The 12,694-nt window shown below is 60.5% G+C and carries 14 protein-coding genes; all 14 read left to right on the forward strand.

Annotation, left to right across the window (positions count from 1 at the left end):
* Positions 1-75 precede the first annotated feature (75 nt).
* The 14 genes from hisD to pyk all read left to right on the forward strand — a co-directional run bounded on the left by hisD (position 76) and on the right by pyk (position 12,551).
* Positions 76-1,425 (forward strand): histidinol dehydrogenase, encoded by a 1,350-nt coding sequence (hisD, locus tag HMPREF2743_RS11385; protein WP_070526819.1) that lies wholly within the window; start codon positions 76-78, stop codon positions 1,423-1,425.
* Between the two features lie 3 nt (positions 1,426-1,428).
* Entirely contained in the window at positions 1,429-2,532 is a 1,104-nt protein-coding gene (locus HMPREF2743_RS11390; protein ID WP_070743578.1) for a histidinol-phosphate transaminase, read from the forward strand.
* 59 nt (positions 2,533-2,591) lie between these two features.
* A complete protein-coding gene (gene hisB, locus HMPREF2743_RS11395; RefSeq protein WP_070743575.1) occupies positions 2,592-3,224 on the forward strand; it encodes an imidazoleglycerol-phosphate dehydratase HisB in 633 nt (210 codons plus the stop codon).
* Between the two features lie 5 nt (positions 3,225-3,229).
* Positions 3,230-3,412, forward strand: coding sequence for a hypothetical protein (locus tag HMPREF2743_RS11400; RefSeq protein ID WP_070526828.1), 183 nt, complete (start codon positions 3,230-3,232; stop codon positions 3,410-3,412).
* Positions 3,413-3,462: 50 nt separating this feature from the next.
* Positions 3,463-4,683, forward strand: a complete 1,221-nt coding sequence (locus HMPREF2743_RS11405; protein ID WP_070743572.1) for an MFS transporter — start codon at positions 3,463-3,465, stop codon at positions 4,681-4,683.
* Entirely contained in the window at positions 4,680-5,315 is a 636-nt protein-coding gene (gene hisH / locus HMPREF2743_RS11410) for an imidazole glycerol phosphate synthase subunit HisH (protein ID WP_070526835.1), read from the forward strand. The genes HMPREF2743_RS11405 and hisH overlap by 4 nt, the downstream gene beginning before the upstream one ends.
* Positions 5,316-5,345: 30 nt before the next feature.
* The gene (priA, locus tag HMPREF2743_RS11415) at positions 5,346-6,128 is read left to right on the forward strand and encodes a bifunctional 1-(5-phosphoribosyl)-5-((5-phosphoribosylamino)methylideneamino)imidazole-4-carboxamide isomerase/phosphoribosylanthranilate isomerase PriA (RefSeq protein ID WP_070526838.1); all 783 of its coding nucleotides are present in this window, start codon (positions 5,346-5,348) and stop codon (positions 6,126-6,128) included.
* Between the two features lie 4 nt (positions 6,129-6,132).
* The gene (locus HMPREF2743_RS11420; RefSeq protein ID WP_070818822.1) at positions 6,133-6,936 is read left to right on the forward strand and encodes an inositol monophosphatase family protein; all 804 of its coding nucleotides are present in this window, start codon (positions 6,133-6,135) and stop codon (positions 6,934-6,936) included.
* Between the two features lie 121 nt (positions 6,937-7,057).
* Complete coding sequence (gene hisF, locus HMPREF2743_RS11425) at positions 7,058-7,822, forward strand: imidazole glycerol phosphate synthase subunit HisF (protein WP_010190470.1); 765 nt, start codon at positions 7,058-7,060, stop codon at positions 7,820-7,822.
* Entirely contained in the window at positions 7,819-8,229 is a 411-nt protein-coding gene (gene hisI, locus HMPREF2743_RS11430; RefSeq protein ID WP_070526845.1) for a phosphoribosyl-AMP cyclohydrolase, read from the forward strand. Before hisF ends, hisI begins: the two co-directional genes overlap by 4 nt.
* Positions 8,222-8,881, forward strand: a complete 660-nt coding sequence (locus HMPREF2743_RS11435; protein WP_070526848.1) for a TIGR02234 family membrane protein — start codon at positions 8,222-8,224, stop codon at positions 8,879-8,881. The genes hisI and HMPREF2743_RS11435 overlap by 8 nt, the downstream gene beginning before the upstream one ends.
* Before the next feature lie 170 nt (positions 8,882-9,051).
* Complete coding sequence (locus HMPREF2743_RS11440; protein ID WP_070526851.1) at positions 9,052-9,879, forward strand: indole-3-glycerol phosphate synthase TrpC; 828 nt, start codon at positions 9,052-9,054, stop codon at positions 9,877-9,879.
* 41 nt (positions 9,880-9,920) lie between these two features.
* On the forward strand, positions 9,921-10,829 hold the full coding sequence (lgt, locus tag HMPREF2743_RS11445) for a prolipoprotein diacylglyceryl transferase (protein ID WP_070818823.1): 909 nt from the start codon (positions 9,921-9,923) through the stop codon (positions 10,827-10,829).
* 300 nt (positions 10,830-11,129) lie between these two features.
* A complete protein-coding gene (pyk, locus tag HMPREF2743_RS11450; protein ID WP_070527582.1) occupies positions 11,130-12,551 on the forward strand; it encodes a pyruvate kinase in 1,422 nt (473 codons plus the stop codon).
* Positions 12,552-12,694 lie beyond the last annotated feature (143 nt).

Genomic DNA, 12,694 nt, shown 5'->3' on the forward strand with positions numbered 1-12,694 from the left:
CTCGCTGGCTTTTCGGTCCAGGTATAGTAATGGGAAGGTATAGAAACCGCTGCATATTATAAAAGGGGTCTGAGCATGCTACGAACCATCGACCTGCGTGGAGAGGAACTAACCACCTCCCGGTTGCGCCGAGTCTTGCCGCGAGGGGGAACGGATGTGTCCTCGGTGATGGGCACCGTCATCCCCATGGTGGAGAAGGTACGCAAGGGTGGTGCGGCGGCGGCCCTCGACTTCGGCGAACAATTCGACGGAATCCGCCCCGCCGCGGTGCGAGTGCCTAAGGAGGAGCTGAAGAAGGCTGCCGAGGAACTGGATTCGAGTGTGCGAGCAGCCATCGAAGAATCTATCGCGCGCGTGCGCGCCGTTCACGCTGATCAGAAGCCGGCTTCACACACGACGACGCTGGCGCCAGGTGCGACGGTCACCGAGGTTTTCCAGCCCATTGAGCGCGTAGGGCTCTATGTTCCGGGCGGCAAGGCGGTGTATCCGTCTTCCGTCATTATGAATGCCGTCCCCGCTCAAGAAGCGGGCGCTGCGGCGATGGTCGTGGCTTCTCCGCCGCAGAAGGAATTCGGCGGCCTGCCGCACCCGACGGTGCTGGCCACGTGCCACATGCTGGGCGTGGATGATGTCTGGGCCGTCGGCGGCGGGCAAGCCATCGCACTTTTGGCTTACGGCGATGATGAACCCATTACGGGTGAAGAAGCGCTGGAGCCTGTCGATATCATCACCGGTCCCGGCAACGTCTTTGTTGCTGCCGCTAAGCGCTCGGTGCAGGGAGTGGTGGGCATTGATGCGGAAGCTGGTCCTACCGAGATCGCCATCCTGGCCGACGAGACCGCTAACCCCGTCTACGTGGCCTATGACCTCATTTCCCAGGCGGAGCACGATCCCATGGCTGCCTCCGTGCTCATCACCGATTCTGAGGACTTTGCCGCTGCGGTGAATGCGGAGGTAGCTCAGCGCTATACCGCCACAGCCAACGCCGAGCGCGCGGCTGAGGCATTGCGTGGAGAACAGTCCGGCATTGTCGTGGTCGACAATCTCGAGGCAGGTATCGCTGTCGCGGACGCCTATGCCGCTGAGCACTTGGAGGTTCACACGAAGAATGCCCGGGCAGTTGCGGAGCGCATCCGCCACGCCGGTGCAATCTTCGTTGGCGATTATTCGCCCGTTCCGCTCGGTGATTACACCGCCGGTTCCAACCACGTTTTGCCTACCTCGGGAACCGCGCGGTTCAGCGCTGGGCTGTCGACGCACACCTTCCTACGCCCAGTCAACCTCATTGAGTATGACCGCGCAGCACTCGGCGAGGTAGCGCAGAATGTCATTGCCTTCGCCACCGCGGAGGCGCTGCCCGCCCATGGTGAAGCAATTGCGGCACGATTCGCTGATGACACCGATACCCAGAAAGAAGAGGCTTAAGCAATGGCTGAGTTGAAGGATCTTCCCCTTCGCGAAGAATTGCGCGGCTCCAGCGCCTATGGAGCCCCGCAGCTGACGGTGACCAACCAGCTCAACACCAACGAGAACCCCTATCCGCCCTCGGAGGCGCTGGTGAAGGACATGGTGGCGGCCGTCGAGAAGCACGCGCGGGAGCTCAACCGCTACCCAGAGCGCGATGCCGTGGAGCTGCGCACGGCACTGGCCGAGTACGTCAGCGAGCAAACCGGGGTGGCTGTCAGCGTGGAGAACGTCTGGGCAGCTAACGGTTCCAATGAGGTTTTGCAGCAGCTGCTTCAGGCCTTTGGCGGGCCGGGGCGTAGCGCGCTGGGATTTACCCCGAGCTATTCCATGCACCCCATCCTGTGCGCGGGCACCCAAACCGAATTCATCTCCTGCTCGCGCGATGCGGATTTCCGGATTGATGAAAAGGAGGCGTTGGAGGCCGTCGCCAAGCACAGCCCCGACGTCGTCTTCATCACCACCCCGAACAACCCCACCGGTGACGTCACCCCGATCGATGTGGTGGAGAAGATCGTGCAGGCCGCGCCGGGCATCGTTATCGTGGACGAGGCTTACATGGAATTCTCGCCCTCGCCGTCAGCAACAACACTGCTGGCGAAGTACCCGACCAAGCTCGTGGTATCGCGCACGATGTCCAAGGCCTTCGACTTCGCCGGCGGGCGCTTGGGTTACTTCGTGGCAGATCCGGCTTTCGTGGAAGCCGTCATGCTCGTTCGTTTGCCCTATCACCTGTCGGTTCTCTCTCAGATCGCGGCCACCGTGGCCCTTGCTCATAAGGAAGAGACCTTGGGAACCGTGGCCAAACTATCGGCGGAGCGGGACCGGGTTGTCGCAGGGCTTAAGGAGCTCGGGTACTACGTGGTGCCGAGCGAATCCAACTTCGTGTCCTTCGGACGCTTTGCCGATCAGCACGCGGTGTGGCAGGGGTTCCTGGACCGTGATGTCCTGATTCGAGATAACGGTGTACCGGGACTTCTGCGCGCCACGATTGGTCTGCCCGAAGAGAATGACGCCTTCCTTTCGGCCGCGGCAGATTTGGCAGATAAAGTAGAGATGACTAACTGAAACGATGATGAATTGAGCCCACATTGTGGGCCCATGACTTGAAGAAGGAGCGTGGAGCAATGAGTGCTGGCGACGCTGTACGTCACAACCATGGCGACCGCATTGGCCGCGCAGAGCGCGTCACTGGGGAGACAAAGATCTCCGTAGAAATAAACCTCGATGGCACCGGCCAGGCGGATATTTCGACGGGGCTGCCGTTCTTTGACCACATGCTTAACGCTGTGTGCACCCACGGCTCCTTCGATCTTCGCGTCCACGCTGAGGGCGATATTGACATCGATGCTCACCACACGGTCGAAGACACTGCTATCGTGCTGGGCCGCGCTTTTCTGGAGGCGTTGGGGGATAAGTCCGGAATCCGCCGTTTCGGGTCCCAGCTGCTGCCCATGGATGAGGCGCTGGTGGAAGCCGTCGTCGATATCTCAGGGCGCCCCTACTTCGTGATGAATGGCGAGCCGGAGAACATGGAGTGGCAGATTATCGGTGGGCACTACGCCACGGTTATCAACCGACACTTCTTCGAAACCTTTGCCACGCACTCGGCGACGACCTTGCACGTCAACGTGCGCTACGGCCGCGATCCGCACCACATCACGGAGGCCGAGTACAAGGCGGTGGCCCGTGCTCTGCGCCAGGCTACTGAGCAGGATCCGCGCGTGAACGGAGTTCCTTCGACGAAGGGAGCGCTCTAAGACTTATGAATGCAATGGTTCTCGTTCTCTTTCTGGTCGCCGGTTTGCTCGTCGGTGGTGCGTGGGCGGCTTACCAGAACGGGTCGGTGCTGATGACCGTGGTCGCGGGTGCACTCGCGGCGGTCTCCGTGGCCGCTGCCTTGGTGTGGTTCCTTGACATCTTCTCAGCAGGATTGGCGGCGAAGTGACGGAAAAGACCCCTCAGAGCGTATGGAAGGTTGCTGGCTTTAGGGAAACCATGATCGCGGTGGTTTCCGCTTTTGGCGCGTGGTCGGTTTTGCTGCCCGTGGTGCCGCTGGCCGTGCTGGATTCCGGCGGTTCCGCGACATTGGCTGGTGCCACGACTGGCGTGTTCATGCTGGCCACAGTACTTACCCAGATGGCAACTCCGATGTTGCTGCGTATCTTTGGCTATCGCCCGATTATGGCAGCCTCGGCGCTGTTGCTGGGGCTGCCGGCGTTGGGGCACATGCTGGGCGACGTCGCCCCGATCGCCCTGGGCTTCTCCGCCCTGCGCGGAATCGGCTTCGGTGCGCTCACGGTGGCGGAGAACGCACTCATCGCGGAAATCACGCCACGGCGCCTTCTGGGCAAGGCCACCGGTATCTTCGGGTTGTTCATCGGAGCGGCGCAAATGGCCTTCTTACCTTTGGGTCTTGCGGTGGCTTCAGCCTTCAACTACAAAACGGTGTATCTTCTGGCCGCTGGCCTTGGCCTACTGGGATTCTTCACGTGCATTCTGGTACCCCAAATCAAGGCAGCTCCAGTGGGCTTGCCGGATCCCACGGACACCACTCCGCGGGCACCAATGTGGAAGCTCGTGCTCGTCCCCGCGCTGGCCCTGACCAGTTTCTCCGTGAGCTACGGCGTGGCCTCCAACTTCATTTCCCCGGCGGTGCGCGAGCTGGACCCTGAGCGCGGCGCTGTCTTGGGCGGTCTCATGCTGTCGGTGATCGGTGGCTCGGCCATGATCGCACGCTATGTGGCCGGTGTGGTGGCGGACCGAGTGGGCCAGCCAGGCACGCTGATGATTCCCGCTCAGGCTTTCTCAGTCTTTGGTGTGGGTCTCATCGCCGCCGTGCTGTGGCAAGAATGGTCGGTATGGCTGCTTGTCTTCGGCACTGTCATCTATGGTGCGGGTTTCGGCATCGTGCAAAACGAGGCCTTGTTGTCGATGTTTGACCGTCTCCCGCGCGAGCGTCTCTCGGAGGGCTCTGCGGTGTGGAATATCTTCTATGACGGTGGAACCGGCCTTGGTTCGACGGTTCTCGGCGCTGTCGTGGCTATGTCCGGATATGATGGCGCCTTCGCCGCCGGCGCTGCCATCATCGCGGTGGGCCTGCTCATGTCCACGGCTGACCGCGCCTTGGGCAAAACCCGTGTGAGCGAGCTGAATGATATTCAGACTCGCCTGCGCATGATTAGAAGGCCGAAGAGGCCCGGAAAGGAAGCACGATGAGCTCACACGACGTAGTAGTCCTAGATTATGGCGCTGGCAATGTTCGGTCGGCAGTGCGCGCGCTGGAGCGGGTTGGTGCCACCGTTACGGTGACCGCAGACCCGAAACTAGCTGTAGAGGCCGATGGCTTGTTGGTACCCGGTGTAGGCGCTTTCGCTGCCTGCATGGAGGGGCTGCGCGCTGCACAGGGGCCGCGAATCATTGGTCAGCGATTGGCTGGTGGTCGCCCGGTTCTGGGGATTTGCGTAGGCATGCAGATTCTCTTTGAGTCCGGCACCGAACACGGCGTGCACACCGAAGGTTGCGGGGAGTGGCCGGGGGAGGTCACTCGCTTGCAGGCGCCCGTCCTCCCGCACATGGGATGGAATACCGTGGAGCTTCCTAGCGGAAGCCGCATGTTTGAAGGCGTGAGCGTAGAGGATCGCTTTTATTTCGTGCATTCCTATGCCGCGCGGAACTGGGAGCTCGAGACCGAAATTACGGAGCCGCCGAAGGTGGCGTGGTCTGAGTACGGCGGTGACCGTTTTGTCGCTGCGGTAGACAATGGCGCATTGTGGGCCACCCAATTTCACCCGGAGAAATCTGGTGACGTTGGTTCGCAGCTGCTGAAGAACTGGATAGGAACGCTTTAAAGAGCCTGCGTGAAAGGTAGACTACCCACCATGAGTTTTACACTGTTGCCCGCGGTTGATGTCGTTGATGGTCAGGCAGTTCGCCTCGATCAAGGAGAGGCCGGAACCGAGAAATCCTATGGCTCGCCGCGTGAGGCTGCCCTGAAGTGGCAGGCTCAGGGGGCGCAGTGGCTGCATGCAGTCGATTTGGACGCTGCTTTCGGCCGCGGATCCAACCATGAACTGCTTGCCGAAATCACCACGAGCGTGGACCTGAACGTGGAGCTGACCGGCGGGATTCGAGATGATGAGACCCTGGCCCGGGCTCTCGCTACCGGTGCGCGCCGCGTCAATATTGGTACCGCGGCCTTGGAGAACCCCGACTGGATTGCCAAGGCCCTGGCAGAACACGGTGACCGTATCGCAGTGGATTTGGCGGTCCGCCTGATAGATGGCGAGTGGCGTACGCGAGGTAACGGCTGGGTATCCGATGGCGGCGACCTTTGGGAGGTCCTCGAACGCCTCGACGCGGCTGGTTGTACTCGCTTTGTAGTAACGGATGTGTCCAAGGACGGTACGTTGCAGGGCCCCAACATTGAGTTGCTGCGTGAGGTCGCGGCCGCCACGGAAGCCAAGGTCACTGCCTCCGGCGGGATTTCTACCCTGGATGATCTACGTGAGTTGGCCCTCTACGAAAATGAAGGAATTGATTCCGCCATCATTGGTAAGGCTCTCTATGAGGAGCGCTTCACGCTGGAGGAGGCCCTCGCTGCCGTCGCAGAGGTGACCCCGCTGCCGGAAGAGGAATACATCGACCCGATCGAGGAGAGGTAGGCCTATGGCCCCGATGACAGGACCTTCAGCGTCGGACCCACGCGAGCTTGTTGCCTTTGCGGAAGCAGCGGTGGACCACGTTGATGATCTCTTTCGCAGGGGCCTCGGTGCAGCGCCCGCGCGTTTCAAGGGCGAAGGGGACTTTGCCACCGAGGTAGATCTGGTCATTGAGCAGCAGCTGCGCCAAACGCTAAGTCAGCTCACTGGCATCCCGGTGCTCGGCGAGGAATACGGGGGAGACCTCCAAGAAACGATCTGGGTCGTGGACCCAGTGGACGGGACCGCGAACTATTCTGCGGGAAATCCGTGCTGTGGAATTCTTGTAGCACTCTTGCACGAAGCAAAGCCCGTCGTCGCAGTTGCAGGTTTTCCGTTGCTGAACCGTCGTGTCGTTGCGGCGCAAGGCATGCCGCTGCGCACCAGCGGCGGCCCCTCGACCGGTTTCGGGGGCGGCGAAGAGGCTCAGGGCTTCGACGAGGCTCGCGGCCACGTGGGCTGTTCCTCACACCTGCCGACCGGCCTGTTCAATGACCTCCGAGAAACCGGGTTGCGTCCCCGCATGACTGGGTCGGTGGGGCTGGACAATGCCTTCGTGGCCCAGGGCGTGTTTGATGGTGCGGTGAATTTCTCGCCGCACCCATGGGATAACGCGGCGGGTGCGCTCATGATCAAGGCCGCCGGTGGCCGCGTGAGCGATCCAGAAGGAAATGAGTGGACCGCCAATTCGAAGGGCTTTGTGGGAGGGACCCCGCAGGTCCATGCCACAATTCTGGATGCCATCGCCCGAAATCCTCGTGGGGAGCGCTAGGCTTCGGCACTAGACCCCAGCGTTGGAATTGGGCGCTGAAACCGGACGTAGTTTTTAGTATTCGGCAGTTTCCATACGGACTGCCTCTCATCTGACCTTTAGTTTTAGGAGGATGGTCACCATGGCACTTGCCGTGCGCGTGATCCCGTGTCTTGACGTTGATAATGGCCGCGTGGTCAAAGGCGTGAACTTCGAAAACCTGCGTGATGCCGGTGACCCAGTGGAGTTGGCTGCCCGCTATGGACAGGTGGGTGCTGATGAGCTGACCTTCCTCGACGTCTCCGCATCAAAGGATGGTCGCGGCACCATGCTCGATGTGGTGCGCCGTACGGCCGATCAAGTTTTCATCCCGCTGACCGTTGGTGGTGGCGTCAGGTCGGTGGATGATGTCCGTGAGCTGCTCCGCGCCGGCGCGGACAAGGTCTCGGTAAATTCCTCTGCTATCGCGCGCCCGGAGTTGCTGCGCGAACTGGCAGATGTCTTTGGTTCCCAGTGCATTGTGCTTTCGGTGGATGCTCGCCGCGCAGCAGATTTTCCCAGTGGCTTTGAGGTCACCACGCATGGCGGAACGCGCTCGGCGGGACTCGACGCCGTGGAGTGGGCCAAGCGCGGTGAGGAATTGGGGGTTGGTGAGATTCTGCTGAACTCCATGGATGGGGACGGCACCAAGGCGGGCTTCGACATCGAACTGATTGAGGCGGTGCGTGCGGCGGTGTCCGTGCCGATCATCGCTTCTGGCGGAGCGGGTAAGGCCGAGCATTTCCCACCGGCCGTTGATGCCGGAGCAGATGCCGTGCTTGCGGCCAGCATCTTCCACTTCGGTGAGGTAGAGATCTCTGAGGTTAAGGAAGCGCTCGCGGCAGCAGGGAAGGAGGTTCGCCAGTGAAGGAACACAATGAAAGCAGCGGACACGGAAGCACTGATTCAGAGGCCGTAGGGGACTATGAGCTGAGTGAAGAGATTGCTCAGCAGCTTAAGCGCAACGAGGCGGGCTTGGTTCCGGCCATTGTGCAATCGGAGCGCGGAGAAGTGCTCATGCTGGCCTGGATGGATGATCATGCCTTGGCCTATACGTTGGCGACGCGTCGTGGAACCTATTATTCACGCTCACGCCGCGAATATTGGATTAAGGGCCTGACGTCCGGCAATACCCAAGAGGTGGTGGGTGCGCGTTTAGACTGCGATGGAGACACCGTCTTGCTGACCGTGCGTCAGCACGGCGGCGCGTGCCATACCGGGGACCGCACGTGCTTCGATGCACGCAATCTCTTCGGAGAGGAGAACAATGGCTAAGCGCACTGAAACAAAGCGCAGTGGAGCTAAACGCATCGGACCAGTGTTGATGTTCGTTGGCGCCATCCTGTTGTGGCTGTCTTCCCGCATGACGTGGGTGTCGGCGGCGGTCGAAGACGATAAGGCCGGTTCGAGTGTTGCGGAATTATCTGGTTCCTTGTGGTCTCTTGAGCTCATTGCGCTCAGCGTCGTGGTGCTCGCTGGCGGTGTGGCAGCCTTTGCGCTGCGGCGCACGGGCCGTCGAATTGTCTCTGTCCTCACCGCACTCGCCGCGGCGGCTGCCGGATGGCGCCCGGTTGCGCTGTTGACTGCCGGCCCCGAGGCGGAGCGTGCTCAAGAGTTGCTGCAGGGAGGAACGAACGATACCTCCGTGGATTCCGCAACCATTTCGGATTGGGCCACTGTTCTCACCGCTGATGCATCGACCGCTGGCCCCGTGCTGGCTATCGTCGGTGCGGCGCTCGCCCTCTTCGGCGCGGTCATGGTGGCGAGCAATCCGGGGGCTGATAAGCCCCGTTCCACCAAATATGAAACCCCGGCGGTACGCCAGGAACGCCTGCAGGAAGATCTTGAAACCTCCCAGGACTCCGGCCGTGTGATGTGGGATGCCCTGGACGCCGATATTGACCCTACCGATCCCCGGTCTACCTAGGCATGGCAGCCACGTGAGCCGTGGCTACATTTCCTGCTTTAGAGAGTGGTCTTAGCGCGGAATCGGGTGCCCCAGATTTCTTGTTAGAGGCAAGGGCGCGCTAGCCTAAGTGTGATCTCAAACGCCCTTGTTTCTTTCTTTGAGTTTCCTTCGGGGAAGGGAGGTGCTCCATGCCTACCCCGATTGCCGTCGATCATCTTGTGGCCGGCGTACTAGCTGATGTAGCCGCACGGGAGGCGCGCGTCCCTTTCAAGGAAGTTAAAGCGCGGTCTCGAGACATGGACGCGCCGCGCGATACCGCCCAGGCCTTACTGCGCTCGGGGTGTTCTATCATCACCGAAATCAAGCGCGCCGTGCCTTATGGGGGAGAAATCGTCCACCTAGACGGGCCGCACTCCGTCGGGACCCTGGCACGAAAGCTGGAGGAAGCAGGCGTGCACGTCATGGCCTGCCAGACAGACAGGCGCCGCTTTCATGGCTCCCTGGAGGACATGCGTGTTGCCCGCGCTGCGATCGACATTCCTATGCTGTGCCGTGACACCATTGTTGATCCCTATCAGATTCATGAAGCGCGGTGTTATGGGGCGGATGCGATTCCCTTACAGGTGGAGTTGCTTGATCAGGCTCGCCTCGAGTCGCTCCTCGACCGCGTAGAGTCCCTCGGGATGACAGCCATCCTGGAAGTACGCACGTGCGCTGAGGTGGATCGCGTTATCAAAGCAGGGGGTACTGTTGTGGCGATCAATGCGTGGTCTTTGGCCTCCGATGCACTTAATCGGGAGGCCTTTTCTACTATTTCACCGGGTCTTCCTGAGAGCATTACACGTATTGCCGTGGGCGGCGTTAATAGTCCGCGTAACGTGCTGTCCTATGCCTCGCAGGGAGCCGATGCCATTCTCGTCGGTGAGTCCATCATGGCGGCCCAGGACCCGATGGCTTTGGCCCGCTCCTTAGTGGCTGCCGGCCAGCATCCGGCGTGCCCTTCGCGCAGAAGCTAGGCGCGTTGTAGCGGCCGTCTTTTTCAGGCACACTATTTCCCGTGCAGATTTACTACCTCGCCAACATTCCCTCTCCGCCTCAAGGCGTGTGGCATCTCGGCCCAGTTCCTATTCGTGCGTATGCCATGTGCATTATCGTCGGCATCCTCGTCGCGCTGTGGATGACTCTGCGCCGCTATACTGCCCGGGGTGGAAACCCGGATGTGGTCTGGGATGCTGCCTTGGTGGTGATCCCGGCCGGCATCATTGGCGGCCGCCTCTATCACGTGATTACGGATAATGATAAGTACTTCTGTTCCACGTGTGATCCTCTCGACGCACTGAAAATCACCAACGGCGGACTGGGTATTTGGGGCGCAGTGGCTCTTGGCGCGGTCGCCGTGTGGCTCATGTTCAAAGTCAAGGGCATCCCTTTGGGGCCGTTTGCGGATGCCGTCGCCCCCGGACTCATATTGGCGCAGGCTATCGGCCGACTAGGCAATTGGTTCAACCAGGAACTCTATGGTCGTGAGACCACCGTCCCGTGGGCACTTGACATTTATTATCGCGTGAATGAAAGCGGTGAATACGCGCCGATCAGTGGCCGCTCGACCGGGGAAGTAATCACTTCGGTGCATCCGACATTCCTCTATGAGCTGCTGTGGAACGTGGCGGTGTGCGTGTTCCTGCTGTGGGCCCACAAGGCATTCAAGCTCGGCCATGGTCGTGTGTTTGCGCTGTATGTCGCCGGATATACAGCGGGGCGCTTCGTTGTAGAAAACATGCGTGCTGACGATGCCACGCTCATCTTTGGCCTGCGTGTCAATGTCATCGTATCGGTGGTCTGCTTTGTTGTAGCACTCATCGTGTATTTCCGGTTGCCGCGAGGCCAGGAAACGCCAGAAGAGGTGGACCCGGCCCGTGCCGCCGACGTCGGTGACAGCGTCGGAGCCGCTGACTCACAAAGGTGACAGTCGCAGCGCCTAGCGACAGATTTAGGCGCTGAGATTTCGGGAAGTAGCCGGGATCACACAATGTTCTAAGACGACTTGACCGAGAGTCTCGAGCTTCGGGCGCAAGGACATAAAATGCCCAGATGTGCCCGGTTATTCCCGGTTGTTGCCGAATCGGAAGGGGCTGCAACAGTCGCCGGGGAAGCCTGATTCAAGGGCCAAAACATGGTGTGAGCTTCATTCGTGGTGGCCAAGACCAGCAAAGCGGGGTAGTTTGGGAACCGTTAGAAACTCCCGATGTGAATAAGGCACTCCATGTTGGATAGAAGAACCAAAATTGTTTGTACGTTGGGTCCTGCTGTAGCAAGCAAGGAAGGAATCCTTGGCCTCGTTGAAGCAGGCATGAACGTGGCGCGTCTCAACATGTCCCACGGCGAGCATGCGGACCACGAGGCGAACTACCGCTGGGTCCGTGAGGCTACCGATGAGACCGGCCACGCAGTCGGCGTCCTGGCGGACCTCCAGGGACCGAAGATCCGTCTGGGTCGCTTCGTCAACGGTGAAGAGATGTGGAAGGACGGCGAAATCGTCCGCATCACCGTCGAAGACGTAGAAGGCACGCACGACCGCGTGTCCACCACCTACAAGAACCTGGCGAAGGACGCGAAGCCGGGTGACCGCCTGCTGATCGACGACGGCAAGGTCGCCGTCGTCTGCAAGGAAGTCGACGGCAATGACGTTGTTTGTGAGGTCACCGAGGGCGGACCGGTCTCCAACAACAAGGGCGTGTCCTTGCCTGGCATGGACATCTCTGTGCCGGCGTTGTCGGAGAAGGACATTGCTGACCTTCGCTTCGCATTGAAGCTCGGCGTGGACATGGTTGCCCTGTCCTTCGTTCGTTCTCCTGCGGACGTGGACAAAGTCCACGAAATCATGGATGAGGAAGGCCGCCGCGTCCCGGTTATCGCGAAGCTCGAGAAGCCGGAGGCAGTCGATGCCCTCGAATCCATCGTTTTGGCTTTCGATGCCATCATGATTGCGCGCGGTGACCTCGGCGTCGAGGTACCGCTGGAGCAGGTTCCGCTGTTCCAGAAGCGCGCTATCCAGATCGCGCGTGAGAATGCCAAGCCGGTGATCGTGGCAACGCAGATGCTCGATTCCATGATCTCCAACCTGCGCCCGACTCGCGCGGAGGCCTCCGACGTGGCTAACGCAGTGCTCGATGGTGCTGATGCCGTTATGCTCTCCGGTGAGACCTCCGTCGGCATCGACCCACAGAATGTTGTCCGCACGATGTCCCGCATCGTGACGAACGCTGAGCAGGGCGGCCAGGTTCCTCCGCTGACGCACGTGCCGCGCACTAAGCGTGGCGTCGTCTCTTACTCCGCGCGCGATATTGCCGAGCGCCTTAATGCGAAGGCCATCGTCGCCTTCACCACCTCCGGCGACACCGCGAAGCGCGTGGCTCGCTTGCACTCCCCGCTGCCGCTCCTTGCCTTCACCCCGCACCCGGCGGTGCGCTCGCAGCTGGCGTTGACCTGGGGCGCAGAGACCTTCTTGAGTGATTCGGTCGAGTCCACCGATGACATGATGGCCGCCATTGATGAGGCTCTGCTGGGAATGGATAAGTACAAGGAAGGCGACATGATCGTCGTCATCGCCGGTACCCCTCCCGGAATCTCTGGTAACACCAATATGATTCAGGTCCACGAGCTGGGCCAGACTCTGCGAGATAAGTAAAACTGTCGCAGAAAAGCAACGCCGCCTCACCCACGGTTGCTTCCTTACCCACTAAGTGGGAAGGAGGAACGGTGGTGAGGCGGCGCTTTGTTTTGTGGAAAGCCCGTCTAGGGGTTAACAGGCACTAGTACGTCTATTAACCC

The sequence above is a fragment of the Corynebacterium sp. HMSC036D02 genome, assembly GCF_001836165.1.
Lineage (GTDB): Bacteria > Actinomycetota > Actinomycetes > Mycobacteriales > Mycobacteriaceae > Corynebacterium.